General features: G+C 67.1%; 28 protein-coding genes and 1 tRNA gene. 14 read left to right on the top strand and 15 right to left on the bottom strand.

Annotated features, from left to right (window positions below):
• Nucleotides 1-46 precede the first annotated feature (46 nt).
• Nucleotides 47-1,111: a phosphotransferase family protein gene (locus tag LGY53_RS23485; protein ID WP_225728844.1), complete on the bottom strand. Its 1,065-nt coding sequence runs from the start codon at nucleotides 1,109-1,111 to the stop codon at nucleotides 47-49.
• 78 nt (nucleotides 1,112-1,189) lie between these two features.
• On the opposite strand from LGY53_RS23485, the gene pabB reads away from it, so the two are divergent.
• Complete coding sequence (pabB, locus tag LGY53_RS23490) at nucleotides 1,190-3,289, top strand: aminodeoxychorismate synthase component I (RefSeq protein ID WP_225728845.1); 2,100 nt, start codon at nucleotides 1,190-1,192, stop codon at nucleotides 3,287-3,289.
• Between the two features lie 71 nt (nucleotides 3,290-3,360).
• Nucleotides 3,361-4,983 (top strand): TerD family protein, encoded by a 1,623-nt coding sequence (locus tag LGY53_RS23495; protein ID WP_225728846.1) that lies wholly within the window; start codon nucleotides 3,361-3,363, stop codon nucleotides 4,981-4,983.
• Between the two features lie 4 nt (nucleotides 4,984-4,987).
• Here LGY53_RS23495 and LGY53_RS23500 read toward each other — a convergent pair whose 3' ends face one another.
• The 3 genes from LGY53_RS23500 to LGY53_RS23510 form a co-directional block, all read right to left on the bottom strand.
• Nucleotides 4,988-5,746, bottom strand: a complete 759-nt coding sequence (locus LGY53_RS23500) for a hypothetical protein (RefSeq protein WP_225728847.1) — start codon at nucleotides 5,744-5,746, stop codon at nucleotides 4,988-4,990.
• A gap of 258 nt (nucleotides 5,747-6,004) precedes the next feature.
• Nucleotides 6,005-6,775, bottom strand: coding sequence for a TetR/AcrR family transcriptional regulator (locus LGY53_RS23505; protein WP_225728848.1), 771 nt, complete (start codon nucleotides 6,773-6,775; stop codon nucleotides 6,005-6,007).
• An 8-nt stretch (nucleotides 6,776-6,783) separates the two neighbouring features.
• The gene (locus LGY53_RS23510) at nucleotides 6,784-8,013 is read right to left on the bottom strand and encodes a cytochrome P450 (protein ID WP_225728899.1); all 1,230 of its coding nucleotides are present in this window, start codon (nucleotides 8,011-8,013) and stop codon (nucleotides 6,784-6,786) included.
• A gap of 237 nt (nucleotides 8,014-8,250) precedes the next feature.
• Between LGY53_RS23510 and LGY53_RS23515 the strand changes: the two genes are divergently transcribed.
• A complete protein-coding gene (locus LGY53_RS23515) occupies nucleotides 8,251-8,694 on the top strand; it encodes a hypothetical protein (protein ID WP_225728849.1) in 444 nt (147 codons plus the stop codon).
• 292 nt (nucleotides 8,695-8,986) lie between these two features.
• Here LGY53_RS23515 and LGY53_RS23520 read toward each other — a convergent pair whose 3' ends face one another.
• Nucleotides 8,987-9,280, bottom strand: a complete 294-nt coding sequence (locus LGY53_RS23520) for a hypothetical protein (protein WP_167473605.1) — start codon at nucleotides 9,278-9,280, stop codon at nucleotides 8,987-8,989.
• Between the two features lie 339 nt (nucleotides 9,281-9,619).
• Here LGY53_RS23520 and LGY53_RS23525 point away from each other — a divergent pair, with 339 nt between their 5' ends.
• A complete protein-coding gene (locus LGY53_RS23525) occupies nucleotides 9,620-9,901 on the top strand; it encodes a hypothetical protein (RefSeq protein WP_167473604.1) in 282 nt (93 codons plus the stop codon).
• Nucleotides 9,902-9,973: 72 nt separating this feature from the next.
• Here the strand turns inward: LGY53_RS23525 and LGY53_RS23530 are convergent, their stop codons facing one another.
• Both LGY53_RS23530 and LGY53_RS23535 read right to left on the bottom strand, forming a co-directional pair.
• On the bottom strand, nucleotides 9,974-10,438 hold the full coding sequence (locus tag LGY53_RS23530; RefSeq protein WP_225728850.1) for an SRPBCC family protein: 465 nt from the start codon (nucleotides 10,436-10,438) through the stop codon (nucleotides 9,974-9,976).
• Between the two features lie 331 nt (nucleotides 10,439-10,769).
• Nucleotides 10,770-11,348 carry a hypothetical protein gene (locus LGY53_RS23535; protein ID WP_225728851.1) on the bottom strand — a complete coding sequence of 193 codons (579 nt, stop codon included), beginning with the start codon at nucleotides 11,346-11,348 and terminating at the stop codon, nucleotides 10,770-10,772.
• A 74-nt stretch (nucleotides 11,349-11,422) separates the two neighbouring features.
• On the opposite strand from LGY53_RS23535, the gene LGY53_RS23540 reads away from it, so the two are divergent.
• A complete protein-coding gene (locus LGY53_RS23540; protein WP_225728852.1) occupies nucleotides 11,423-11,965 on the top strand; it encodes a PadR family transcriptional regulator in 543 nt (180 codons plus the stop codon).
• A gap of 229 nt (nucleotides 11,966-12,194) precedes the next feature.
• Nucleotides 12,195-12,497, top strand: a complete 303-nt coding sequence (locus LGY53_RS23545) for a hypothetical protein (RefSeq protein ID WP_167473600.1) — start codon at nucleotides 12,195-12,197, stop codon at nucleotides 12,495-12,497.
• Here LGY53_RS23545 and LGY53_RS23550 read toward each other — a convergent pair whose 3' ends face one another.
• Nucleotides 12,498-12,959, bottom strand: a complete 462-nt coding sequence (locus LGY53_RS23550) for a MarR family transcriptional regulator (RefSeq protein WP_225728853.1) — start codon at nucleotides 12,957-12,959, stop codon at nucleotides 12,498-12,500. It lies immediately after the preceding gene.
• A gap of 114 nt (nucleotides 12,960-13,073) precedes the next feature.
• Between LGY53_RS23550 and LGY53_RS23555 the strand changes: the two genes are divergently transcribed.
• Nucleotides 13,074-14,270: an NAD(P)/FAD-dependent oxidoreductase gene (locus LGY53_RS23555; RefSeq protein WP_225728854.1), complete on the top strand. Its 1,197-nt coding sequence runs from the start codon at nucleotides 13,074-13,076 to the stop codon at nucleotides 14,268-14,270.
• Here LGY53_RS23555 and LGY53_RS23560 read toward each other — a convergent pair.
• The gene (locus LGY53_RS23560) at nucleotides 14,252-14,833 is read right to left on the bottom strand and encodes a TetR/AcrR family transcriptional regulator (RefSeq protein WP_225728855.1); all 582 of its coding nucleotides are present in this window, start codon (nucleotides 14,831-14,833) and stop codon (nucleotides 14,252-14,254) included. The two genes, LGY53_RS23555 and LGY53_RS23560, sit on opposite strands and share 19 nt — an antisense overlap.
• A 97-nt stretch (nucleotides 14,834-14,930) precedes the next feature.
• Between LGY53_RS23560 and LGY53_RS23565 the strand changes: the two genes are divergently transcribed.
• Nucleotides 14,931-15,641 (top strand): SDR family NAD(P)-dependent oxidoreductase, encoded by a 711-nt coding sequence (locus LGY53_RS23565; protein WP_225728856.1) that lies wholly within the window; start codon nucleotides 14,931-14,933, stop codon nucleotides 15,639-15,641.
• A gap of 19 nt (nucleotides 15,642-15,660) precedes the next feature.
• Here the strand turns inward: LGY53_RS23565 and LGY53_RS23570 are convergent, their stop codons facing one another.
• Nucleotides 15,661-16,116, bottom strand: a complete 456-nt coding sequence (locus LGY53_RS23570) for an aldo/keto reductase (RefSeq protein WP_225728857.1) — start codon at nucleotides 16,114-16,116, stop codon at nucleotides 15,661-15,663.
• Nucleotides 16,113-16,559, bottom strand: a complete 447-nt coding sequence (locus LGY53_RS23575) for an SRPBCC domain-containing protein (RefSeq protein ID WP_225728858.1) — start codon at nucleotides 16,557-16,559, stop codon at nucleotides 16,113-16,115. The genes LGY53_RS23570 and LGY53_RS23575 overlap by 4 nt, the downstream gene beginning before the upstream one ends.
• A 180-nt stretch (nucleotides 16,560-16,739) precedes the next feature.
• Here LGY53_RS23575 and LGY53_RS23580 point away from each other — a divergent pair, with 180 nt between their 5' ends.
• From LGY53_RS23580 to LGY53_RS23590, 3 genes are read left to right on the top strand one after another with little or no spacing between them, the layout of a single operon-like run.
• Nucleotides 16,740-17,633, top strand: coding sequence for a metal-dependent hydrolase (locus tag LGY53_RS23580; RefSeq protein ID WP_225728859.1), 894 nt, complete (start codon nucleotides 16,740-16,742; stop codon nucleotides 17,631-17,633).
• Nucleotides 17,634-17,650: 17 nt separating this feature from the next.
• Nucleotides 17,651-18,730 carry a PDR/VanB family oxidoreductase gene (locus LGY53_RS23585; protein ID WP_225728900.1) on the top strand — a complete coding sequence of 360 codons (1,080 nt, stop codon included), beginning with the start codon at nucleotides 17,651-17,653 and terminating at the stop codon, nucleotides 18,728-18,730.
• A gap of 28 nt (nucleotides 18,731-18,758) precedes the next feature.
• On the top strand, nucleotides 18,759-20,534 hold the full coding sequence (locus tag LGY53_RS23590; RefSeq protein WP_225728860.1) for an SDR family oxidoreductase: 1,776 nt from the start codon (nucleotides 18,759-18,761) through the stop codon (nucleotides 20,532-20,534).
• Here LGY53_RS23590 and LGY53_RS23595 read toward each other — a convergent pair.
• Together LGY53_RS23595 and LGY53_RS23600 are read right to left on the bottom strand one after the other, a co-directional pair.
• Nucleotides 20,527-21,048, bottom strand: coding sequence for a hypothetical protein (locus LGY53_RS23595; RefSeq protein WP_374111221.1), 522 nt, complete (start codon nucleotides 21,046-21,048; stop codon nucleotides 20,527-20,529). The two genes, LGY53_RS23590 and LGY53_RS23595, sit on opposite strands and share 8 nt — an antisense overlap.
• A 33-nt stretch (nucleotides 21,049-21,081) precedes the next feature.
• A complete protein-coding gene (locus LGY53_RS23600; protein WP_225728861.1) occupies nucleotides 21,082-21,273 on the bottom strand; it encodes a hypothetical protein in 192 nt (63 codons plus the stop codon).
• A gap of 327 nt (nucleotides 21,274-21,600) precedes the next feature.
• Between LGY53_RS23600 and LGY53_RS23605 the strand changes: the two genes are divergently transcribed.
• Nucleotides 21,601-22,596 (top strand): zinc-binding dehydrogenase, encoded by a 996-nt coding sequence (locus LGY53_RS23605; protein WP_225728862.1) that lies wholly within the window; start codon nucleotides 21,601-21,603, stop codon nucleotides 22,594-22,596.
• A 93-nt stretch (nucleotides 22,597-22,689) separates the two neighbouring features.
• Nucleotides 22,690-22,848 (top strand): hypothetical protein, encoded by a 159-nt coding sequence (locus LGY53_RS23610; protein WP_225728863.1) that lies wholly within the window; start codon nucleotides 22,690-22,692, stop codon nucleotides 22,846-22,848.
• 5 nt (nucleotides 22,849-22,853) lie between these two features.
• Here the strand turns inward: LGY53_RS23610 and LGY53_RS23615 are convergent, their stop codons facing one another.
• Nucleotides 22,854-23,282, bottom strand: coding sequence for a nitroreductase family deazaflavin-dependent oxidoreductase (locus LGY53_RS23615; RefSeq protein WP_225728864.1), 429 nt, complete (start codon nucleotides 23,280-23,282; stop codon nucleotides 22,854-22,856).
• Between the two features lie 197 nt (nucleotides 23,283-23,479).
• Between LGY53_RS23615 and LGY53_RS23620 the strand changes: the two genes are divergently transcribed.
• Nucleotides 23,480-23,553: transfer RNA gene (locus LGY53_RS23620), tRNA-Ile, on the top strand.
• Nucleotides 23,554-23,618: 65 nt separating this feature from the next.
• Here LGY53_RS23620 and LGY53_RS23625 read toward each other — a convergent pair.
• A complete protein-coding gene (locus tag LGY53_RS23625) occupies nucleotides 23,619-24,614 on the bottom strand; it encodes a tyrosine-type recombinase/integrase (RefSeq protein ID WP_225728865.1) in 996 nt (331 codons plus the stop codon).
• Nucleotides 24,615-24,778 lie beyond the last annotated feature (164 nt).

A 24,778-nucleotide genomic window follows, 5' to 3' on the forward strand; every position in this document is an offset into this window, starting at 1 on the left:
CATCTGATCGGCGATAGATATCACGCCAGAATTCGGCGAGATCCGGTCACTCCATCAGACGATGGGCCTGCTCGAAGAGCTCCAGCGTGATCGCGTGCAGGAAATCGCCGACCTGCTTGGGCGCCTTGCCCGCGAACGCGCGAGCGTGCGTGCCCTCCAAGACGATTCCGAGCTTGAAGCAGGCGAGCACGGTGTACCAGGTGATCGAGCTGAGATCGCGATCGGAGAACTTGCCGTAGTGCGCGACCATCTCCGCGGGCGTCGGCAGCCCGCCCGCCGGGCCGAGCGTGCCGATCAGCGCGGATCCGGTGGTGCCGGGTTCCGGCCGAGTCGCGATCTGCCAGCCGAGGTCGAGCAGCGGATCGCCGATTGTCGACATCTCCCAGTCGACCAGCGCGAGCACCTTCGGCTCGTCATAGGAGAAGAGGATGTTGGCCAGGTGGCAGTCGCCGTGCAGGATGCCGGGCGTCCATGTGGCGGGCCGGTTTCGATCGAGCCATTCGCCGACCCGTTGTACGCCGGGAATCTCCGGGCCCGGATATCCGGCGTTGGCGGAGTACGACTCCAGCTCGCCGAGCCAGCGCGGGACCTGACGTTCCAGGAAACCCTCCGGCTTACCGAAATCGGCGAGGCCGATGGCCGAGTAGTCGACCGCGCCGAGCCGGGCGATGGCCTCGACCGCGGACAGACCCATCTGCCTGCGCGCCTCGGGATCCGACGCGTACAACTCGGGCAGTTCGTTCTGCGGGTTGAAGCCGTTGATGGGTTCCATCAGGTAGAAGACCGCGCCGATGACCGATTCGTCGAGGCAGGCCGCGATCACCCGCGGCGCGAGCACATCGGTTCCGGTGAGCGCACCGAGCACCTTGGCCTCGCGTCCGATGACGTCATTGCTCTTGGCGCGCAGGTGTTTCGGGCCGCGGCGCAGCACATAGTCGCGGCCGCCCCTGGTGAAGCGCAACATGACGTTCTGGGTGCCGCCGCCGAGCGCGATCACCCGCTCGAATTCGCCCGCTGGCAGGCCCTGCTCATCCATCCACCGACCGACGGCGGCGAAATCGACGACGGCCTGGTCGACGTCGACCGGTTGCGAAGTAGACATGCCCAACATTCTGCACCACCGCCTTCCCAAACTGATGTCGGGTGACCACAGTTTCCGGCACGGACCTGGGTGTACGCTGCGGGCACCATGCGCACGTTGCTCATCGACAATTACGACTCGTTCACCTACAACCTGTATCAGCTGATCAGCGAGGTGAACGGCGTCGAGCCGACCGTGGTGCGCAACGACGAGGCGAGCTCGGTCGAGCGGTTGGAGCTGGCGCGGTTCGACAATGTGGTGATCTCACCGGGTCCCGGGCGGCCGGACGTGCGGCGCGATATCGGGATCTCCGCGGCGGTGATCCGGGAGTCCGAGCTGCCGTTGCTCGGGGTATGCCTGGGGCATCAGGGCATCGTGGTCGCCGCGGGCGGCCGGGTCGGTCCGGCGCCGGTGCCGCGGCACGGATATCTGGAGACGGTCGAGCATGACGGAATCGATCTGTTCGAGGGGCTGCCACAGGATTTCACCGTGGTGCGCTACCACTCGCTGGCCGCGCTGCGCCCGCTGCCGGACTGTCTGGAGATAACCGCCGAGGCGGCCGACGGGGTGATCATGGGCGTGCGGCACCGGCACCGGCCGCAGTGGGGGGTGCAGTTCCATCCCGAATCCGTCGCCAGCGAATACGGTGCGGCACTGTTGCGGAACTTCGCGAAACTCACCGCCGCGCAGCCGAACCGGGTCGCGCGGCAGGAAAGCTACGCGGTGCTCGGCGCGCCTGCCCGGCGTCCGGTCGAAACCGCCCGCGACAGTGCGCGATTCGAGCGACCGTGGACCGTCGGCCACGAGGTGATCGAGCGGGCCGTCGATACCGAGGCGGCTTTCGTTCGGCTGTACGGGGATTCGCCGACGGCGTACTGGCTCGACAGCGAATACGTCGAACCCGGCCTCGACCGGTTCTCCTTCCTCGGCGACGCCAGTGGTCCTGGCGCGGAGGTGGTGCGGTACCGGGTCGGCGACGGCGCGGTGGTGGTGGAGTCCGCGGACGGCCACCGGCGCACCGTCGAGGGCGGCATCCTGGACTACCTGGGTGCCCAACTGCGCCTGCGGCGCGCCGAAATACCGGAACTGCCATTCGATTTCGCGGGCGGATACGTCGGATACCTCGGCTACGAGGTGAAGGCCGACTGCGGGGCCCGGGCCGCACACCGCGCGCCGACACCGGATGCGCAGTGGATCTTCGCGGACCGGCTGGTCGTCGTCGACCACGTCGCCCGCCGGACCCACCTGCTCGCCCTCACCGAGCCGGCGCCGGATGCCGTTCGGGCGGGGGCGGATTGGCTGCGCGACACCAGGGAGATCCTGGAATCGCTGCCCACATGGGCGAATCCGCCCGAACTCGCGGCGGTCACCGATCCCGGCGAGGTCGCGGCCCTGCTCACCCGGGGCAAGCAGCGCTACCTCGCCGATATCACGGTGTGCCAGCGGCGATTACGGGCGGGTGAATCGTATGAGATCACCATCTCCGACAGCGCCGTCACCGATATCGACTCCGACGGACTCACCTTCTACCGCGCGCTGCGCCGCTGTAATCCGGCGCCCTACGCGGCGTATCTGCGCTTCGCCGACCTCGACATCGCCTGCTCGTCACCGGAACGCTTCCTCAAGGTGGACCGGGCCCGAACGGTGGAGAGCAAACCGATCAAGGGCACCGCGCCGCGCGGCGCGACCCCGGACGAGGACGAGCGACTACGGCGCGAACTCGCCGACAGCCCCAAGACCAGGGCCGAGAACCTGATGATCGTCGACCTGCTGCGCAACGACCTCGGGCGGGTCTGCCGGATCGGCAGCGTGCACGTGCCGAAGCTGATGGCCACCGAGGCGTACGCGACCATGCACCAATTGGTTTCGACGGTCCGCGGCACCCTGCGCCGCGACGTGGACGCGGTCGATCTGCTGCGCGCCTGCTTCCCCGGCGGCTCGATGACCGGCGCGCCGAAGCTGCGCACCATGGAGATCATCGACGAGCTGGAAACCGAAGCGCGCGGGATCTATTCGGGCACCATCGGATTCCTCGGGCTCGGCGGCACCGCCGACCTCAATATCGTCATCCGCACCGCGGTGCGCTACGCCGGGCGCTGGCGGATCGGCGCGGGCGGTGCCATCGTGCTCGATTCCGACGCCGAGGACGAGTACCGCGAGATGGTGCTCAAGGCCGCGGCCACCTATCGCGCGGCCGCCGCCCGGTAATCGCACGGATCGCCGAACAAACACGCCGCCGCGATCGGTGTGTCGGAGGCGCGTGGCATAGTTCGAGGACGATGAAACTCAGCAAAGGCGCCAACGCACCGGTCCCGACATCGCTTCTCGCCGTGGTTGTTTCATGGCGGTCCGGACCGGTCATCGATGCGAACGCGCTGCTGCTCGACGGTTCGGGCCGGGTGCGCGCCGACCGGGATCTGGTGTTCTACAACGCGCCCCGGCACATCTCGCAGGCGGTGACGCTGGACCAGGAACCCGCGCCGCGCACCGCCCGGCTGAGCGTCTCGCTGCCGCGCACCGAATCCGATGTCGAGCGAATCGTCGTCGCCGGCTCGGTGGACAACGGAACCTTCGGCGATCTCGCGGGTTTGGCCGTCACCGTGCACGATGCCGACGGTCCCGCGCTGACCTTCGAGATCGATGCGCCCGATCCGGTGACGGCGATGGTGTTCGGCGAGTTCTACCGGCGCGACGGCGGGTGGCGCTTCCGTGCCGTCGCACAGGGCTGGGACAACGGCCTCGCCGGGTTGGTCACCGAATTCGGCGTGCGGGTCGACGAGCCGGTCCGGCGGGTCGAACTGGATCGGCGCACGATCGAGATACCGCCCGCGCCGCCGCCGAATCCCGAACTGGCGGACTGGCATCCGGATCCGGAGGGGCGGCCCGGACTGCGCTGGTGGGATGGCACGGAATGGACCGGATCGACCTTCACTCCCCCGCCACTGCGCCCGGGGAGCTGCGCAAGGTGCGGTAACCCGTTGCGGCGCAAGCTGTTCGGTGGCACCGCGCCGTGCCAGCGCTGCGCGGCGGAGATCGAGGAGTTCCTGACCCACTGGCATTCCCGTGCCTGGCGGGTGCTGACCGGCTCCGGCACCCGCGGGCCCGAATGGGCGGAACTGTGGGCCTCGCTGCGCTACCAGCGGATTTCGGCGGACGCGGGCCGTAACACGTTGCGCGATATGGGACTCACCTATGTGGAGCGCCTGGTGACCTTCGCGTTCGCGGATGGCGAGATCGAACAGGCGGAGCTGGACACCTTCGAGCACGCGATCGCCGAATTGGGCCTGTGCGGGCCGCAGATCGAGGAGCTGCGCAGGCGAATGCACCGGGGCCGCACGCTGTCCCGGCTGCGCGGCGGCGAGCTGCCGCAGGTGCGCACCCGCGGCCTGCACCTGGATCCGGAGGAGAAGGTGCACCTGGATCTGCCCGCCGTCCACGTCCGGCAGTTGGCCCGCGGGCCGAAGTTCACCGAGGGCCGCCTGCTGGCGAGCAATAAGAAGCTGCGCTTCGTCGGTGCCGGTACCGGCACCGAAATCCCTTGGTCCCGAATCGTTTCGGTACATGCCGAGGCCAATACCGTTGTGCTCGGGGCCACCTCGGCGCGCGGCGGAGCCACCTTCGAGGTCGGTGACCCCGACTATGTCGCCGCCGCGTTGGAGGGCGCGCTCCGGGTGGCCAAACGGCTGGTGCTCACCCCGCGCCAACTGGACACCCGCAGCATCCCGCAGGAGGTGAAAGCCGAAGTGTGGCAACGCGACGGCGGCAAATGCGTCGAATGCGGCGACGGCCACTACCTCGAATTCGACCACATCATCCCGCTCAGCCGCGGCGGCGCGACCAGCGCGAGCAATCTGCAGATCCTGTGCCGATCCTGCAACCGCGCCAAGGGCGCCCGGATCTGAGAACTCAGGATGGCAAGTGCCGCAACACCATCGGCTCGGCACAGAACCGCTTGGTGGCCTCGTCCGGTGTCAGCCCGGTGGCGGCGAGGCCACCGGCGTCGGCGACCGTACAGGCGCCCGAGACCTTTCCGGCGGCGTCCTTGCTCAGGTCGACCCGCGCGGTGACCACACGACGCAGCTGAGCGCCCTGGAAGGTCGCGAAATCGATATCCCATTGTGCCGCACCATCTCTGGCCTCGATCGCGACATACCCGCTCGGCGTCCGTTCCGGGCCGAGACCGAACAGCTCCCCCGAGTTGACGAACTCCGGATCGCCGTCGGTGGCGTGATAGATGACGAAGCGGGAGTTCACCACGCCCTGGGACAGCGGCACCACCAGCTCGTCGCGCCCGTCGGCGTCGAGATCGCGGAGCACGGGTTGGCCGACGATCCGATTGTCGTGCTCGACGATGGTCTGCCTACGCGCACCGTCCCGCCCGATCACCTGAATGGTCACCGTGGCTTGACCGTTCTCGGTGGTGTGGTGCACCGTGAACGATTCACCGGCGCTGTCGGTGGAGGTGAGCCTGCAGTCCGGCGGTGAATCCGGCGGGGCCACGACATCGCCGCACAGCGGCAGTTTCGTGTCAGGGGTACCGGTACCGGCCGAGCTGGTGGCGGCCGTGGTCGGCGTCCCGGTCCCGCCCGCCGAATCTTTGCCGCCGCACGCGACCGCCAGCACCGCGACCGCGGCGCAGGAGGTGGTGAGCAGGATCCGCCCCATGCAGCAGAGGGTAGCCACCCGCCGTCGTCACCACCCGGCACTCGGTCACCACGGCGTGTTCCGTGCCCGCCGAACGCAGCCACAGCCGGATGGCCGCACCCGGCCCAGCCGCACGGCCGAATCGGCAAATCCCACGGCCGAATCCACTCCACCACGGCCAAATCGGCTCAGCCCACGACCGAACCGGCTCAGCCAGCGGTCACCTCGGCCGACCTCGGGTCAGCACGCGGCCGCATCGACCCACCCGGCGACCCGCGATCAGCTCGGCTCGGTCCGAGAACGACCCCGCTGCCCATCGACCGGATCGTCAGGGTTCGCCGACAATCCGACGGCGCGCCCCAACTCGGCCAGCATCGCATCGAACAGGATCTCCGGATTCGCCAGTGGGATCGGGTAATTGCCGAACACCTCGAGGGTCACGTGCCCGTACAGCCGCGCCCAGATCTGGATCATCAGATATGTGACGCCCAGGTCCAGCTTTTCGGCAGGGAACTTCTGCCCGGATTCGGAAAGCATTGCCAGCAGCTCGGTTTGGAAACGGGTCAGGTCGTCGCGCAGCTCCGGCGGTATGACATCCGTTGGCGGCGTGATGATCTCGCGGGTGGCCAGCAGGCGGCCGGCCGCGGCCAGGAAGACCAGGCCGAAGGGTTCGCCGAACCGGCGCATGGTGTCCGAGCCCGCGCCGGGCGAGGCGAATACGAGGGTGTACTCCCTGCGGTGCGCGAGCGCCCAGCGCCGGAAACCCTTGCAGATGGCGAAGAATCGCACCGCGCCGTCCTCGGGGAGGCAGGCGATCTCGGCGGACAGCTCCGCCGCGAGGTCGGCGCAGAATTCCCGGCGCAGCCGTTCCATCAGATCGTCGAGCGACCGGTAGTACCGGTACAGCGCGGGCGCGGTGACCCCGAGTTCACGGGCGATGGCCCGCAGCGTCACCGCGGCGGGCCCGCGTTCGGTCAGCAGGTCGCGGGCGACGCGCCGGATATCGGCCTCGCGCACAACCGGCGCGCGGCCCCGTGGTCTGGCGTTCACGACTCGATTCAAACGTATTCGACATCCCATCGCTTGATGCCGTTGAGCCAACCCGAGCGCAACCGCACCGGATCCGCGACCTGGCGCAGGTTCGGCATGGTGTCGGCGATGGCGTTGAACATCAGGTCGATCTGCAGTCTGGCCAGATTCGCGCCGACGCAGTAGTGCGTTCCGGTGCCGCCGAATCCGACGTGCGGATTCGGATTGCGCAGCACGTCGAAAGTGAACGGATCGTCGAAGGCGTCCTCGTCGAAATTCGCCGAGCTGTAGAACAATCCGACCCGCTGCCCCGCCGCGACGGCCTGTCCGCCGATGACGGTATCCCTGGTCGCGGTGCGCTGGAACGCGGTGACCGGCGTCGCCCAGCGCACGATTTCGTCGGGTGCGGTGCGCGGGCGCTGCGCCTTGTACAGCTCCCACTGCTCGGGATGGTCGACGAAGGCCTTCATGCCGTGGGTGATCGAATTGCGGGTGGTTTCATTGCCCGCCACCGAGAGCAGGATGACGAAGAACGCGAACTCGTCCGATCCGAGGTGCTCACCGTCGATATCCGCGTTGACCAGCTGGGTGACGATATCGTCGGCCGGACAGCGTCGCCGCTGCTCCGCCATATTCCAGGCGTACCCCATCACCTCCGCGGTCGCGGCGTGGTGGTCGCCCTCGAATTCCGGATCGTCGTAGGAGATCATCTGATTCGACCAGTCGAAGATCTTCCGGCGATCGGCCTGCGGCACCCCGATGAGTTCCGCGATGGCCTGCAGCGGCAGTTCGCAGGCGACCTGTTCGACGAAGTCGCCGCTGCCGGATTTCTTGGCCTCGTGCACGATCCGGGCGGCGCGTTCGGTGAGCGCGGCGCGCAGGCTCTCCACCGCGCGCGGGGTGAAACCCTTGGAGATGATGCGGCGGATCTTGGTGTGCTTGGGCGGGTCCAGATTGATCAGCAGCATATTGCCGAGCATGTCGATCTGTTCGCGGGTGGTCTCCTCGTTGAACCGGATGATCGCGGTGTTGCGCTGCGCGGAGAACACCTCCGGATTCTTCGAGATCTCTTTGATGTGCTCGAGTTTCGACACCACCCAGTAGCCGCCGTCGTCGAAGCCGCTCGCGCGGTCGGGCTGGGCGCACCACCAGACCGGTGCGGTGCGGCGCAGTTCGGCGAATTCGCGAACGGGCAGCCGGGTGGCGAGCAGGTTCGGGTCGGTGAAGTCGAATCCAGCGGGAAGTGCCGGCGTGGTCACGGTCACGGCTAACTCCTATCGATCCGCGGCGATGTCAACTCGCCTCGCGGATCACACGTCACTGTGTGGAACACGTTCTAGAAGGAGATCAAACCACGGATCGCCGATTCGTGAACACGATTTACTAAAACCCGTTTACCAACTGGATCCTGCTATTGCCCTCGACGCCCATGGACGCCGGACCTGGAAAGGCTTCTAATAGGTGCCACCGCCCCACTTCCGCACGGAGGTAACGCCATGCCCAGTCTCTACGAGCACGTCGGCGGCGATGCGGTGCTGCACCGGGTGGAGGCCGCCTTCTACGAGAAGGTGCTCACCGACCCGATCCTCAAGACCCTGTTCACCGAGCGCAGACCGGACCACGTCGAGCACCTCACCTGGTTCACCGCCGAATCCTTCGGCGGCCCCGGCAGATTCACCGAGCGGCTGGGTTTCGACCACCTCATCGCGGCGCACCGCGGCCTGGCCATCACCGACGAACAGCGGGAGCGCTTCGTCGAGCTGTACCTGGAGACCTTCGAGGCGGCGGGCCTTTTCGACAGTGCCGCCTTCCGCACCGCGGTTCGCTCCCATGTCGAGTTCGGTTCCAAAGTGGCACAGCAGAATTCGCATGCCAGAACCGATGCGGAGTTGCATCCGCTTCGCGCGGTGCCACGCTGGTCATGGGACGGCGACGACTAAGCTTCGATTAAGACCGACCGGTCGGTTCGCGACTTTCCTTGCGGACGAACACTACTCGGGTTGCGCACCGCGTCCGGAAACATAAACGTCGATGACGATCGAGCCCGGCCGGGCGTACCGGTGGCAGCGGTCGAGTTGTCCGAAGATTCGCCGCACGCCACCGGCCCCGCGACCGTCGATATCGGGCGAGCCCGAACACCCTGCGCGAAACGCCGTTGTCGTTCACCGATTCTCCCCTGTTGACAGCCGATTCGAAGATCAGGGAGGGTAGAGCGCATCGCGCAGGGCGGGGTCAACTACCTATCAGCGAATTCATGATGGTGCCCGCGCTGGTGGCCACCACACCGCCGATCATCGCACCCGCCACCATCTTCGGCGATTGCAGCGCGCCGCCGCTCCACTTCTCCCAGGCGAACCGTCCGCCCGCGTAAATGATGCTGACGGCGCCGGAGGCAATCGCGAACCAGGTGAAGTAGCGAACCATCTGGGTCAACTTGTCCGCTAGCGGCGGCGCCTGCGGAGTCGGGTTGCCGATCTGCGCAAGCGTCGTAAAGGTGTCCCCGATCGACGTCAAGATGATGCTCACCGTCTGCTCCCTCTCCTGCTACTGCCACCTACCGTCGAGTCTGCCGGAGAACTGGCGAAAGTCGTTCGGCCACCGGTGAATTCGACCGTTGTCGAGGATACGGGTAAGGGTAGGTCGACTCATCCCCGGGCGGTGCGGAACGGGCGGAATCCGTTGCCGCGCCCGGCCTCGCGGGTGGCCGGACACCCGCCACCACCAATGATCCAGAGCTTCGGCAACTCGGGCAAGGGCCGGTAAGCTCTGTTGTTGCGTACCAAGGCGACTGCGTCACAATTGGCAAACCGATACCATTCGATAAGCGAATGAACCCCGTCCCGAATCCGGAATGAGCAGCACACGATGATCCTCGCCACCGCCCACGACATCCTGCTGGCGCAGATCGGCAATCCAACGCCTCAGGCGCCCCCGGTGTCCGACAAGTTCCTCCAACTCGTCCGCTACCTGACCTGGTTCGTTCTGCTGTCGGGAATCTGCGGAATCATCTACGCCGGCGGCCGCTTCGCCTGGGAGAAGTGGACCGGCGGCGGCCTCGAATCCCCGAAGATGGTGGCGGGCGCGATGATCGGTGGCGTGGTGGCCACCAGCGCGGGCACCATCATGAACGCCGTCATCGGGTCGTAGCGCGCCGCCGGTTGCCCGCGGATGGCGGGCAACGCATGGCGATTTCCATGCGGGGTGGCGGGCCGGTCCGGATCAGCCGCGTTCCTTCGCCGTGGCGTAAGCGGATTCGATCTGCTGACGCAGGTTCTTTTCGGTGTGCCGGATGGCAGGCCCGATGAACGCCTGGATGATGCGGTCGAGTGCGCGCCCGGCCAGCCCGCCGGGCACCCGGTAGTCGGCGATCGCGCCGATCGTCATCGACCGCTCGTCGATGGGTGCGAAGGTCCAGCGGATGGTGCCCTCGATACCCTTGACCGCGCGCAGCGTAATCATCTGGTGCGGCACGAATTCGATCACCTCGGCATGCAGGTGCAGCGTGGTCGGGCCGAGGTGCAGAGCGGTGTCGAAGCGCGCGCCGACTCCGGTGGTCTGTTCGGTCAAGGGAGTGAAATGCTTGATTCCGAACATCCATTTCGGAACGTTGCGATAGTCCTCGACATAGTCGAACGCGAAATCGACCGGCGCCAACCCGGTCGCGGTGTGCTCGACGTGTCCCATTCGTCAACCCCTTCCAGACGGTCCGAGTCGAGCGTAACGACACCACACCGGCTTCCTCAGCTCTTTCCAAGATCGCGCCCCTACCCTGTGGCCCATGCAGACACCAGGCCGCAGACACCGTCCGCACATCGCCGGAATACCCGGCGAGCACAGGATCTCGCCCGCCGGCGAGACCGAATCGATCCGGCCTGCGGAAGCCGCTGCGGCGCCGGGCAATCGGCCGGTGTACCGGATCCATCGGGCGGTCAAGGATCCGTATCGCGGCCGATTGCAGTGTCCGCGTTGGGCTTGAGCGAGTCATACGCGCAACAGCGTTGGCGCACGCCCGATTTCAGGCAAGCTCGCCCGCGGCCCTGGCCCGGGCCTGAATGCGCGCGACGTATCGAATGGTGAACACCACCGGAATCACGAACGCCGCGACCTGAATCGCGATCCGCGGCGCGTCCCGGTGCGCGAGCACGGCCAGCAGCGGGCATCCGATGGCGAAGCTCGCGGCCCACACCGAGGTGATGACGTAATTCATCCGGATGAATACCGGGTGGTCCCAAACCTCCTGCGGCGCGGACTGTTTGGCGATACCGAGGGTGAACGGGGCACGCACGGCCAGCGATACGCCCGCGATCACCGCGAGTACGGCGTTGGACAGTGCCGGGCTATAGGGGTGCAGCGGGGTGCCCGGATCGGCGAAGGCGAGCACGGTCAGCGCCGCGAAGAACAGGGCCGAGCCGATATCGATGATCATGGCGTCGGCCTTGCGGCCCGCACGGGTCTGTCTGACGATCTCGACGACGGACAGGATCAGGGCGATGAGGGCGGCCCACTGCCAGTACCCGGAGGGGATGACGGCGTAGACGATCCACGGGGCGAAGGTGCGCAGGTAGGACATGTCGACCAGATCCTCGATATTCAATATTCCACTTCTGACATGTCGAAGATAGAGACTGCCATTTCGACATGTCAATACTGGAATGTACGATATTGGTCATGAGCCTCCGGTATGCCCTGCTCGGGCTGCTCGCCGACGGTCCGGCGAGCGGCTACGACCTGCTGCGACGATTCAGGGAATCGCTCGCCAACGTCTGGCCCGCCACCCAGAGCCAGATCTACACCGAACTCACCAAACTCGCCGACGCCGAACTCATCACCGTCACCGACGAGGGTCCGCGCGGGCGCAAGGAGTACACCGTCACCGGCGCGGGCCGCGCCGAGTTGCGCGACTGGCTCACCACGACGCGCCCGAAACGCGCGTCGCGCAACGAGATGCTGCTGCGCGTCTTCTTTCTCGGCGAGGTCGGCAAGGAACAGGCCATGGAGTATCTCACCGGTGTCGAGAACGGCGCGGCCAAGGCGCTCGGCGAACTGGCGGCGTTGAAAGCGACCGTCGACTGGGATGACAAGGATTTCTCGGTCTACGGCCGGATCGCCATGGAGTGGGGCGAGCGATTCTGGACGATGAATCGGGAGTGGGCGCGCTGGGCGCTCGGCGAAATCGATTCACGCAGGCCCGAGCCGCACGGGAAGGCGTAGACCGGCAAGGAGTGATCACCGATCGCGGATGCGCTACATCATGTCTCGCTCAATGCCGATTGCGTCGCGGGTGAACCTGGCTAGCATCCTCATCTGAGATGTCAGCGAGTCGGGGAGACGAAACAGGTGGACGAGCCCAGCGAGGCAACGGCATGAGCGAGCTTGCGAGCGAATCATGGGCACAGCGTGCTCCGCTCATGACGCGACCGAGCGCCAGCGAGGGAGCGGCATGAGTGGAATGTTGTGGTTGCGCGGACATGCCGCGCACGGGACCTGCTGGGTTCGCGCCGATCAGGTCGTCGCCGTATTCGCCGGGCCGCCGACGAACACCGGGTACACCGTCTACGCCACCGTCGCCTCCGCCGATCCGCTCAACAAGGCCGCGCTGCGGGTCGCCGACGGCGTGGCCTCGGCCGAACTGGCCAATTGGATCGCGGGGCGATGCGTCGTCTTCCTGACCCTGCACCACGATGCCGCGGGCGAACTCGCCTTCACCGGCTCCGATGTCGAATTCACCGAGGCGCCACGCTGATCAGCCCTCGGCGAGGCCCGCGATGGCCTCCTCGTTGATCCGGATGACCTCCTCCGAGAAATGCAACAGCAGCCGCAGCTGGTCCGGGGTGTAGCCGGCGAGCAACCGCTGCATCTTGGCGCTGAAATCGATATAGAACTCGGTACCCGCCGCCCAGGTCGCCGGATCGACCTCGAGCAGCACCTTGCGGCTGTCGTGCGGATGCGGCCTGCGCCGGATATAACCCTTCTTCTCCAGGCGCGCAACGAGATACGTCGTGGTGTTGGCGGCCAGCCCGCAGCTCTTCGCCAGCTCGCCCGGGGTGAGCGGGCCCAGCCGCTGCAGCAGTTCGAGCGTCTTGCCCTCGGTGGCGGAGATGCCGAGTCGCTCACCGACCGCGGCATGGTGCATGACCGCGACCGTGCTCATCTCGCGACCCAAGACCAGCATCCGCTGCACCAACTCGTCGCGTTCCGCGCTCACCCACATCTCCTGTAACTGCCGTCGCCGATTCTTCCGAATTATCGCCGTTGCTCGCGTGTCTCCGTCAGCGTAGCATTTCGTTCATTCAATTGAATGAATTAGATGGAGATGTTCATGATCTCGAACGCACTGATCATCGGGGGCGGGATAGCGGGTCCGGCCACGGCGTTGGCATTGCAGAAAGCAGGTATCGATTCCGTTGTCTACGAGGCACATTCGGATGTCGCGGCGGGGGTCGGCAGCTTTCTGGGACTGGGCTCCAACGGAATCGATGCGCTGCGCGTACTCGACGCGGACCGGGTACTCGCCGCGGGATTCCCGACCCCGCAGATGCATATCGTCACCGCCGGTGGGAAGGTTCTCGGCTCGGTGTCCACCGGGCAGACCCTGCCCGACGGCACCACCAGCCGGACAATGAAACGCGCCGATCTGTACCGGAACCTGCGCGATGAGGCGCTGCGTCGCGGCATCCGCATCGAATACGGCAAGCGGCTGGTGGATGCGCACGAATCCGGGCATGGCGTGCGGGCCGTATTCGAGGACGGCGGCCAGGCCGAGGGCGCGGTTCTGATCGGTTGCGACGGAATCCATTCCAGAGTTCGCTACTGCATCGATCCGGCCGCGCCGCGACCCAGCTATGTCGGGCTCATCGGCAGCGGCGGGTATACGAGCGGTGTCGAGATCGGTGGCGGGCCCGGCGATTACCGGTTCGTCTTCGGCAAACGCGCGTTCTTCGGCTATGCCACCGCACCCGACGACGAGGTGTGGTGGTTCGCCAACTGTCCGCATCCCGTCGAACCGGCGCGCGGCGCGGTCCTGGCCGACGGCGATGCGGCGGTCCGCGCCTACCTCACCGAACTCTTCGCCGACGACGCCGGGCCCGCGCTGCCACTTATCGCGGGCGGCCGAGAACTCTTGCCGCTCATGCCGATTCACTATCTGCCGCATCTACCGCGCTGGCACGGCGACCGGATGATCGTGATCGGCGATGCCGCGCACGCCCCATCCCCCAGTTCCGGACAGGGCGCGTCGCTGGCCGTCGAGGATGCGGTGATGCTGGCGAAGTGCCTGCGCGACAACGCGACACCGCGGGTGGCGTTCGAAAAGTTCGTCGCCGCAAGGCGGCCCCGCGTCGAGCGGATCATCCGGCAGGCGGAACGGATCAACCGGAACAAGGCCGCGGGTCCGCTCTCGCGCGTCTTCATCCGGCTGTTCCTGCCGCTGATCCTGAACCGGATGGCCGACGGCGAACAGTGGCGCCAGACCTACGACTACCACATCGATTGGGCCGGTCAGGTTTTCGCTTCCTGAACTGACAGTCCGGTGACGTACAGCCCGAGGAAGCGACGCCAGGCATCCGGTCGCGTATCGATCGTCTCCCGGATGATCTGGCCGATCGCCGAGGTCAGCGCGGACAGGTCGGATATGCCGAAATCGGCGCGCAGCATGCCGCCCCGCTGCGCCCGTTCGATGATGCGCTCGGCGTAGACGACACCGCGCGCACAGGCCTCACCGATATCTACGCCGTCCGGAAAGCGTTGGGCCAGTGCGTCGTTCAGACCACGATCCTCGGCCTGCAGCGCGAACAGATCGGTCAGGAATTGGACGAAGCCGGTCCACGGGTCGGGCTGGGCGAGCGCGGCGGCGCCGATGCGGTCCAGCGCCGCGAGGCGCTCCGGGAAGATCGCCGCGAAAAACGCTTCGCGGGAGGGGAAGTGGGCATAGAGGGTGCCGATGCTCACTCCGGCCCGGCGCGCGATGTGCTCCAGCGGGGCGTCGAGGCCGCGCTCGGCAAATACCGCGGTGGCGGCGGCCAGCAGCCGGTCGCGATTGCGCGCGGCGTCGGCGCGCAGCGGTTTCGATGTGGTCGCCATGGAATCCATTCTACAAACTCGAGGGCACCCTCGGAATCGATGCTACGGTGGGCGGGTAAGTCGAGGGATACCTCGATTTCATCCAGAAAGGTTTGTCATGAACGAACGACGAACGGCCGTCGTCATCGGGGTCGGCCCCGGGCTCGGCATGTCGATCGCCCACCGCTTCGGCCGGGAAGGTTTCGCCATCGCCCTGATATCCCGGAACCCGGAACGACACCCGGGATATGTCGCCGCGCTCAACGATGCGGGCATCGAGGCGAAGGCGTATGCCGCCGATGTGCTGGATATGCCGCGCCTGCGCTCGGTGCTCGACACGATCGGCGCGATCGATGTCATGTATTACGGCGCGACCGCCATGGATCCGGCGCTGCCGAAGCCGATCACCACCATCGATGCCGACGAGGTGCGGCGGGCGATGACCTGGCTGTACCCCGCGGTCGACACCGTGGCCCACGTCCTGCCCGGAATGCTCGAAAGACGTTCCGGAGCACTACTTTTCGCGGGCGGACTGAGCGCGGTCCGGCCGATGCCCGCGCTCGGCTCACTCGCCATCGCCTCGGGCGCCATGCGGAACTACGCGGTGACCCTGCACGCCGCGCTGGCCGAGCACGATATATACGCGGGCACCCTCACCATCGGCGGCCTGGTCGAACGCGGCGATATCCACCGCCACGTCACCGCGCATCCGGAACAATTCGGCGATCCCACCGGCCGCACCCTCGACCCCGATGCCATCGCCGAGACCGCCTGGCGCCTGTATCGCGAAAGAGACAGTGCCGAGGCGGTTTTCGACGCCTTGGGCTGACGGCGCGGCCCGGCGATCTTCATGCGTGGCGGGCCGGACCGACGCCCGCGCCGGAGACTTCGATCGCGGTGGCTATCTCCTCGATATCAGCCGGGGTCAGTTCGAGCGAGCCCGCGCCGATCCAGCCATCCACCTGAGCCGCCTTGCGCGCGCCGACGATCGCCCCGGTGACGCCGGGCCAGGCGAGCACCCAGGCGATGGCCACCTCGGCGACGCTGCGTCCGTGGCGTTCGGCGATCGGCCGCAGCGCGGCGGCGAGCTCGAGATCGGCGGACAGGCCCGTCGTGAAATCGTGGTGGGCCCGCCGCCAATCCTCGGCGGGCAGACCCGCGACCCGCTCGACCGAAAAAGCCCCGGTGAGCAGGCCGGATTGCAGCGGCGAGAGACGATCACGCCGGTCTCGTTCGCACGGGCCCAGGCGATTTCGGCGGCAGTGCCCGGCTTTGCCTAGGCAGCACACGATCAGCCACCTCACGCTTCGGCGTGTTCGAGCACCTCACGCAAGCGCGTCATCGTGGTCCGCCAACCCCGCTCCATGGCATTGCGGGCCATCTTCTGGCGCCGGTCGGCGATATCGAATCCGGTGTGCGTCAACAGGAATCGGGTGCCGCGGCCCTGCGGCCGGATCGTCCAGTCGAGCACCCAGCGCCGCGGATATTCGGCGCGCAGATCCACCCAGCTCAGGGTCAGCTGTTCGCCCGGCCGGACCTCCAGCACTTCGCAGGCGATCTCACCGGTCGGCTGGGTCGGCACCGCGAAGATGAAATGGGTGCCCACCGCCGTCGTGAAGCCGATCGATCGCATCAACCACTGCTCGATCAGGCTCGGCTCGGTCAACGCCCGCCAGACGGCGCTCGGCGATTGCGGGAAGAAACTGCCGATCTCGACCGCGGCGGGATCCAATTCCGCTTCAGACATAACCGGCACCCGCGACATCGAATTCGAGCATGCCAACCAGCATTCCACGGTGCGCCGCCGAGCGAGGGCGGCTCGAACCGGCATGTGTATGTAACTCGACGTTGCATATATGTGTATGATGTTTGCTACAGCTATGCAGGAACGGACGCGATGAGGCGACATCCGTGGATAGGAGTACCGATGAAGCTACTTCGCAGACGCCCCGGCATCGATCCGGGCGAGGTCGCGCTGCATGCGCGCAATGTGCGATTCGACTGGACCGATACGCCGCTGCGCTGGATGCCGGACGAGCCGATCGCATCACATGTGATCAACGCGCTCAATCTGCTGCTGCCCGAGGGCGAACGAATGTTCTGCGCGACCTACGCAGAGGCGCTGCCCTACGTGAAGGACGAGAAGCTGCGCGAGGCCATGCACGGCTTCATCGGCCAGGAATCCATGCACGCAGAAACGCATGACAAGGTGCTGCACGAGGTGCTCGCGGTACACGGCATCGATCCGGAACCCTATGTGCGGCAAGCGGAATACCTCTTCCGCAAGACGCTCGTACCCACGGATGTGCACGGCGTCGCCGGGCGGCAGGTGCTCGTCGACCGGCTGGCCTTCATCGCGGCGCTGGAACACTTCTTCGCCTACCTCGGCGACTGGGTGCTCAATGCGGACCTGGAGAAATTCGGCGCCGACCCGCGCATGGCCGATCTGTTCCGCTGGCACGGCGCCGAGGAGGTCGAACACCGGCACGTCGCGCACGATGTCGCGCTGTACTTCGGGGTCGGCTATGTGCGGCGCGCCGCCATCATGGCGCTCACCTTCCCGATCTTCGTGACGCTGGTGGCCCGCGGCGCGAAATTCCTGGTCCACCAGGACCCGACACTGCCGAACCACCGCTACCCGCGGCTGGTCCTCCGCATTTTCGGCTCGATGTGGCGCGGCGCGCTGCCCGGCGTGCCCTCGCTGCTGCGCAGCGCGCTGTCCACCTATAAACCCGGCTACAACCCCGAGTCGGTCGGGTCGACCGCACAGGCCGTCGCCTATCTGGCCGAGTCGCCCGCGGCGCGCGCGGTGGCTTCGTGAGACATATCCCGACCGAAATGCCCGCGGACCTATTCGGGAAGCGCGCTACCGACCGGGCGTTCCGGGTGGTCGACGCGGTCGCGACGGCCCGGATCCGCTGGACCGCGCGGACGAATCGGCGCGAGCTCGACCCCCGGGTCGACGATCGCCGGATACCGGTGGTGGTGACCGAGCGCCGCGTCGAGGCATACGACCAGGATGTGGTGAGCCTGCGGCTCGAAGCGCCGGACGGCCGGGAGCTGCCGCCGTGGCATCCCGGCGCGCACCTCGATATCGAGCTGCCGTCCGGGCGGCTGCGCCAGTATTCGCTGTGCGGCGACCCCGCCGACACCCGCGCCTACCGAATCGCGGTGCGCCGCATACCGAATGGCAAGGGCGGCTCCATCGAGGTGCACGATGCGCTGCCGGTCGGCACGCCGGTGGTGCTGCGCGGGCCGCGCAACGCCTTCCCGTTCGCCGTGCCGGGGCACGGATCACCTTCGGCCCGTTTGCATTTCGTTGCAGGCGGGATCGGGATCACGCCCATCCTGCCGATGCTGCGGCTGGCGCATCGGCTCGGCGTCGACTGGTCCATGGTGTACACCGGCCGCAGCCGCGACACCATCCCCTTCCTGGACGAGGTGGAAAGCTTCGGCGGCCGCGTCACCGTGCGCACCGATGACGCGCATGGCCTGCCCGACGCCGCGGCGCTGCTGCCCGGCGTCGCGGCGGGCACCGCGGTCTACTGTTGCGGTCCCGTCCCGATGACCGCGGTCATCACCGAGGCGATCCGCGAAATGCGCGGTGTGGAACTGCATTCCGAGCGGTTCTCGCCGCCGCCGATCGTGGACGGCGCGCCCTTCGAGATCGAATTCGCCCGCTCCGGCGAGGTGGTCGCGGTGCCCGCGGACAAAACGGCGCTCGACGCCATCCTGGAACGCCGCCCCGACCGGCCGTACTCGTGCCGCCAAGGCTTCTGCCGCACCTGCAAGGTGCGGGTGCTGGCGGGCACGCCGGACCACCGGGAGACCGTGCTCACCGCCGAGGAGCACGCGGCGGGCGAAATGCTCGTCTGCGTATCCCGTTCGGCGGGTGAACGTCTCGTGCTCGACCTGTGAAATACGTCCTGTGACAAGGAGATATCCGATGACAGAAGCCATCCCGGACGCCCCGGCGAGCTGGCGGACGGTGCGCAGCGGCGAATTCGACATCGCCGTCTTCGAATCCGGCGACCCGACAGCGGAAACCGTTGTGCTGGTGCATGGTTGGCCGGACACCCACCACCTGTGGGACCGGGTGGTGCCGCTGCTGAACCGGCGCTTCCGGGTGGTCACCTACGACACCCGCGGCCACGGCGAATCCACCAGGACCAGGCGCGTCGCGGACTTCCGGCTCGCGGAGCTGGCCAAGGATTTCTACGCGGTGATCGACGCGGTGAGCCCGGACCGCCCGGTGCATGTGCTCGCGCACGACTGGGGTTCGGTGCAGGTGTGGGAGGCGGTGTGCGAACCGGGGGCCGCGGCGCGCGTCGCATCGTTCACCTCGGTGTCCGGGCCGAATCTGGACCACGTCGCGAAATGGATGCGCGAGCGGCTGTCCCGGCCGACGCCACGCAATATCTGGCAGCCGTTCACCCAGTTGCTCTCCTCGGCATACACCTTCTTCTTCATGACGCCGGTGCTGCCGAGGGCCACCTTAGGGTTGATCGGCAGCGAACGGCTCTGGCAGCTGTTCGTCGCGCTGATGAACGAGACCGCGCCGTCGAATATCAAGCTGGGACCCAGTTTTCGGCGCGACATTGTCGACGGCCTGCTGATCTACCGCGCGAATATCGTGCAGCACCTGCTTTCTCCGCGTGAGCGGCGCACCGACGTCCCGGTGCAGCTGATCGTCGCCGGCCGCGATATCGCGGTGCGGCCCGCGGGCTATGACGACGAACCCAACTGGACCGATCGGCTGTGGCGCCGGAATATCGCCGCCGGACACTGGGTTCCGTTCTCGCACCCGGAACTGCTCGCCACCGCGACCACCGAACTCATCGACTCGCTGGCGGGCGCGCCCGCCGCCCGCGGGCTGCGCCGGGCCGAAGTCGGCCGGGCCGGCGCGCCTTTCGCGGATCAGCTGGTGGTGATCACCGGCGGCGGCAGCGGTATCGGCCGGGAGACCGCGCTGTCCTTCGCCCGGCGCGGCGCCGAAATCGTGCTCTCCGATATCGATCTCGTCGCCGCCAAGGAGACGGCCGAGCTGATCGCTGCGGAAGGCGGTGTGGCACACGCCTATTCGCTGGACGTATCCGACGAGACCGAGGTGGCCGCGCACGCCGACGCCGTCATCGCGGCGCACGGCGTGCCGGACATTCTGATCAACAACGCGGGCATCGGTCAGGCGGGCGACTTCTTCGACACGCCCGCAACGGAATTCGATCGCGTGATGCGGGTGAACCTGGGCGGGGTGATCAACGGCTGCCGCACCTTCGGCAAGGCGATGGCCGAGCGCGGGCTGGGCGGGCATATCGTGAACCTGTCGAGTATGGCCGCCTACAGCCCGCAGCGCGGGTTCAGCGCGTACGCCACCTCCAAGTCGGCGGTATTCATGTTCTCCGACTGCCTGCGCGCCGAGCTGGCGGGCAAGGGTATCTCGGTGCACACCGTGTGCCCGGGCATCGTGCACACCAATATTGTTGCCAACACCAGGTTTTCGGGCATCGGCGCGGATGAGGAACGGCGCAAGCAGCAGCGCTACGACAACATCTACCGCAGGCGCGGCTACGGGCCCGCGAAGGTGGCCGAGCTGATCGTGCGGGCTGTCGAACGCGACCGCAGCATCGTCCCCGTCACACCGGAGGCGCGATTGCAGTACCACGTCAACCGGCTCGCGCCCGCCGCGGTGCGCTTCTTCGCCGAGCGGGTGAAGCTCACCTAGCCAGCTCCGCCTCGATCGCCGCGACCCGGTCGGCGCCGATGCCCCAAGGGTTTTCGACGCCGACCCGCCGGTCCAGATCCCACAGCACGCACTCCTCCCCCGGCCGCGCCGCCAGCGACCAGGCCACCACCGTGCGGCCCAACTGCTGCTCCATCGAACCGTGCGCCGGATTCGGCGCGCCCGCACCCTCCGGAAAGTGGTGCAGGAAACGGCCGTACGCGCCGGCGCAGAAGGCGGCGTAGCGCTCGGTGCACAGGATCAGGCCGTGCCACGCCTCGTCGACCGCATGCGACGGCATCCCGATCACCTGACCGTCGCGCATGGCCGCGCCGCAGCAGCGCAGCCACTGCCGCAGACCGGTCGCCACCAGCTCGCGGGGTTGCCAGGGACAGGTTTTGAAGACGGCCTCCGGCAGTTCCAGCGCGGCGACGGCGGCATCGACCCGGCGCGGATCGATCTCGGACTGCCGGGGGCGGAATACGCGGGTGAGTTCGCGGAAGTTGAATGGCGACACAGTTAACTGTACGGCGGGGCGATCCAGGAGCGGTTAGTGTGCGGACATGGATCCACTCGGGGGTTTCGTAATAGTGCTGATCGTGCTCGCACTGGGCATCTGGTTCATCGGGATGGTGCGTCGCGGCAGCGGCACCTCATCGGCGGGTAGCCGCGACGGGGCCGGACCTTGGGCGGCCGGGGATACGGGGACGTCCACCGATTCGAGTTCGAGCGCTCCGTTCATGTTCGATACCGGAACCGACTCCGGATCGAGCCATTCCAGCGGGCACCACCACCATGGCGGGCACGATTCGACAAGTAGTTGCGGGGGCGGAAGTTCCTGTGGGGGTGGAAGTTCCTGTGGCGGCGGTAGCAGTAGTAGCTGTAGCGGCGGTAGCAGTAGTAGCTGTGGCGGCGGCAGCAGTTGTAGCAGCGGTTCCTGAATCGGACTGCCCGCATGGCGGATTGATCATTCCGCCCACGGCGAAATCGGCCGCACTCGGCTTGACCTAAATCTTTATTCAGGTTTCATCCTGGACTCGACCAGGACACAGCGAACGAGGAGACGGTCATGCGAGCGGTTTACGCGACGGAATTCGGCGGACCCGAGGTGCTGCGGGTGCGCGAGACGCCCGATCCGGCGCCGGGGCCCGGCGAGGTGGTGGTCGACGTCGCGGCGGCGGACGTCATGTTCCTCGACACCCGGCTGCGCGGCGGTTGGGGCACCCAGTACTTCAAGCTGACACCGCCCTACGTGCCGGGCGGCGCGGTGGCGGGCGTCGTCTCCGCCGTCGGACCGGGCGTCGCCGAATCGTGGCTGGGCAAGCGCGTGTCGACCATGACCGCGGCCAGCGGAATCGGCAGCGGCACACCCACCGGCGGCTACGCGGAAAAGGCGCTCGCCAAGGTGGATACGCTCGCCGAAGTGCCTGGTGAACTCGGCTCGGCGCAAGCCGTCGCCGTCGCACACGACGGGCGCACCGCGCTCGCCGTGCACAATCGCGCCGCCGTACAACCGGGCGAATGGGTGCTCATCACCGCGGCGGGCGGCGGCCTCGGCATCCTGCTGACCCAGCTCGCCCGCGCCGCGGGCGCACAGGTCATCGCGGCCGCCCGCGGCACGGCGAAACTGGAACTCGCGACACGACTCGGCGCGACCGCAGTCATCGACTACACCGAACCGGGCTGGGCCGACAAGGCGCGCGCGATCACCGGCGGGTCCGGTGTGCACGTGGTGTTCGACGGCGCGGGCGGCGACCTCGGCACGACCGCGCTCGACGCCATCGCCGACGGTGGCCGATTCCTCGGATACGGCGCCTCCGCAGGCGAATTCGCGACGGTGAACCGCGAAGCCGCGGCGGCGCGCGGCATCACCGTCGCCAGCCTGCCCGAAATCACCGCGGGCGAAACCGATTGGCACGGACTCGCCGAGCGGGCATTGCAGGAGGCGGCCGCGGGACGGCTGGAAGTGGTGATCGGGCAAAGCTTCCCGCTGCACGAGGCCGACCGGGCACACGCCGCGATCGAAAACCGCGACGCGATCGGGCGGACCGTACTCGTGCTATGACGATCTGAAAAACGGCTGGCACGCAAGGCCATTCACCCTAGCGCCGACCCGTCTCGCCCTGCGCGCGAACCAGGTCGGCGCTAGGGTGCGTGCGTGATTACCGTGATTGTGGTCATCGTAATTCTCATAATCGTGGCCGTCGTAGTCCAGCTGGCCAGCCGCCCGCCTCGCGAAAAGCACTGGGACGGCGATGATTACGACCACCCCGAGGAGAACCACTGGGACCACTGGGACCGCGACGAGGACCGCTGACCCACTCAGGCCGGCGTCAACACCACTACCGCGATCGGCCGCTTCGTCATCTTCTGATAGGCGGTATACCGCCCCTTGTTCACCTCGTCGGCGATGGCGAACCGCCGCGCGTAATCCGGGTCGTCCGGATAAGTGGCCTTGGCCAGCACCGGAATCCGTCGCCGCCCCACCTGAATCTCGCACTTCGGCTCGGCCTTCACATTCGCCAGCCAACCCGGCGGGCGCGGCGAACCACCATTCGACGCGGTAACCAGATACGCGTCACCATCCCGCCCATACGTCAACGCCGAAGTCCGCGGCTGCCCCGACCTGCGCCCAACCGTCCGCAACAGCAACGTCGGATTACCGAACAACAGTCGATGCCCCACCAGCCCACCGCTGTTCTCGTACACCCACTGATGCGCCTTCAACACATTCGTGAACACGTTCGACATAACGGACCCTCCAGAATGTTCGGCGGTACGCCCAGCCTAATAGGCACAGTCGGCGAAGCCCGCGCATGGCCGGAGCGAATCCGGAAGCACTCCCCCACCCCGAGCCGCCCAACACGACACCCCCGACCAGCCCAACTGGTGTGACCGGCACCCCACCCGGTAGCATCCACCAAGCTGTCGGCACCCACCACAGCCCAGGGGCGGTAGCTCAGTCGGTTAGAGCCGTGGACTCATAATCCATTGGTCGCGGGTTCGAGCCCCGCCCGCCCCACAAACACCCAGGCCAGCGGGCCTGGGGATCCGGGGCAACAGGCTCATCGGAGCCCAACTCTCTATTTACTCTCCATTTTCACCGGCGAGGGCGAAGGCATCGAACCGATCGCGGGCGTCCGGGCCGACGTGAGTTCGCTGGACATAGTGCCGACGCGTGATCGCCTCGGTGTTGCCCAGTTGCGCTGCGGCGATCCCGATGTCGGTCTGGCCGCCTTCGCCGTCCTCGGCCAGCTTCGTGGCGACGGTCTTGCGGGCGGCGTGCGGGTTCTGCGGGATATCGGTGAAGCCCAGCCGAGTCAGGATCCGCTTGAGCTGCTTGCGCACGTTGCGCGGGTCGCGCAGGGTACCGCGCATCGACGGGAAGACCAGATCCTCCGGGTCGTGCGGCATCAGCGTGCGCCGAATCTTCAAGCGCAACACGGCCCAAGTGGGCAAGAACAGCCGCCGATTGCCGTTGGGACCGCCTTTCGGATGCGGCTGTATGAACAGTCCGCCGCCGCGGAGCCGGACCACGGTGCCTTCGATCAGGACGCTGGGTTTCGCGGCGTCGAGGTCGAGGTGCTTCCATTTGAGCGCCATGGTCTCACCGATCCGGCATCCGGTTCCGAGCAGGAGATCGACGATGTCGGCTATCCCGGTCCGTATCGCGTGCTCGTCCTCATGGAGCGCCGTCCGGACGCGCAGGACGTGATCGGTCGACCACGCGACGACGGGCTTGTCCTCCACCTCGATCGGTGCGAGCAGTTTGACGATGTTGCCCGCCGACGCCCCGTATCGACTGGCGATGGTCCACATCCCGGACAGGCAGGTCTTGGCCAGCTTGGCGGTGGGTTTCCCGATCCGCTCACCCAACTCCTCGAGGAAGCTTTCCAGCACGAGGGCGGTGCATTCACCGATGGTGAGCTTGCCCAGCGCGGGGATGATGTGCAGATCCAGGATCTCGATGTACCGGCGTTTGGTGTTCGCCGACCGATTCGATCGCTGGATCCTGGTTCGCCAGCGCTCGCCGAGTGCGTCGACCAGAGATTCCGATGTGATGGCCGCCTTCGACGGCGTCACGCGGCCGCTGAGTTTTTCTTCCAGTGCCGCAATGGCTTTCGTCTTGCTGGGTCCGCTCGCTGTGACCGGACGCAGTGCACCGTCGGTGTCCCGGACATTAGTCTTCGCGATGTGCTTGATTGTTTTCCCGTCCTGGTCGCGGACCGGGGTGACAGTGATCTTCC

It is taken from the genome of Nocardia sp. JCM 34519.1 (assembly GCF_020361265.1).
Classification (GTDB): Bacteria; Actinomycetota; Actinomycetes; order Mycobacteriales; family Mycobacteriaceae; genus Nocardia; species Nocardia arthritidis_A.

Bases quoted from the DNA above. Each gene is read 5' to 3' on its own strand.
- LGY53_RS23500 (WP_225728847.1), bottom strand. From the start codon at position 5,746: ATGGGGCGGATCCTGCTCACCACCTCCTGCGCCGCGGTCGCGGTGCTG.
- LGY53_RS23525 (WP_167473604.1), top strand. From the start codon at position 9,620: ATGATCCTCGCCACCGCCCACGACATCCTGCTGGCGCAGATCGGCAAT.
- LGY53_RS23615 (WP_225728864.1), bottom strand. From the start codon at position 23,282: ATGTCGAACGTGTTCACGAATGTGTTGAAGGCGCATCAGTGGGTGTAC.
- LGY53_RS23560 (WP_225728855.1), bottom strand. From the start codon at position 14,833: ATGGCGACCACATCGAAACCGCTGCGCGCCGACGCCGCGCGCAATCGC.
- LGY53_RS23555 (WP_225728854.1), top strand. From the start codon at position 13,074: ATGATCTCGAACGCACTGATCATCGGGGGCGGGATAGCGGGTCCGGCC.
- LGY53_RS23545 (WP_167473600.1), top strand. From the start codon at position 12,195: ATGAGTGGAATGTTGTGGTTGCGCGGACATGCCGCGCACGGGACCTGC.
- LGY53_RS23575 (WP_225728858.1), bottom strand. From the start codon at position 16,559: ATGTCTGAAGCGGAATTGGATCCCGCCGCGGTCGAGATCGGCAGTTTC.
- LGY53_RS23600 (WP_225728861.1), bottom strand. From the start codon at position 21,273: ATGAACGGAGCGCTCGAACTCGAATCGGTGGACGTCCCCGTATCCCCG.
- pabB (WP_225728845.1), top strand. From the start codon at position 1,190: ATGCGCACGTTGCTCATCGACAATTACGACTCGTTCACCTACAACCTG.
- LGY53_RS23580 (WP_225728859.1), top strand. From the start codon at position 16,740: ATGAAGCTACTTCGCAGACGCCCCGGCATCGATCCGGGCGAGGTCGCG.
- LGY53_RS23530 (WP_225728850.1), bottom strand. From the start codon at position 10,438: ATGGGACACGTCGAGCACACCGCGACCGGGTTGGCGCCGGTCGATTTC.
- LGY53_RS23585 (WP_225728900.1), top strand. From the start codon at position 17,651: ATGCCCGCGGACCTATTCGGGAAGCGCGCTACCGACCGGGCGTTCCGG.
- LGY53_RS23605 (WP_225728862.1), top strand. From the start codon at position 21,601: ATGCGAGCGGTTTACGCGACGGAATTCGGCGGACCCGAGGTGCTGCGG.
- LGY53_RS23495 (WP_225728846.1), top strand. From the start codon at position 3,361: ATGAAACTCAGCAAAGGCGCCAACGCACCGGTCCCGACATCGCTTCTC.
- LGY53_RS23590 (WP_225728860.1), top strand. From the start codon at position 18,759: ATGACAGAAGCCATCCCGGACGCCCCGGCGAGCTGGCGGACGGTGCGC.
- LGY53_RS23540 (WP_225728852.1), top strand. From the start codon at position 11,423: ATGAGCCTCCGGTATGCCCTGCTCGGGCTGCTCGCCGACGGTCCGGCG.
- LGY53_RS23485 (WP_225728844.1), bottom strand. From the start codon at position 1,111: ATGTTGGGCATGTCTACTTCGCAACCGGTCGACGTCGACCAGGCCGTC.
- LGY53_RS23515 (WP_225728849.1), top strand. From the start codon at position 8,251: ATGCCCAGTCTCTACGAGCACGTCGGCGGCGATGCGGTGCTGCACCGG.
- LGY53_RS23565 (WP_225728856.1), top strand. From the start codon at position 14,931: ATGAACGAACGACGAACGGCCGTCGTCATCGGGGTCGGCCCCGGGCTC.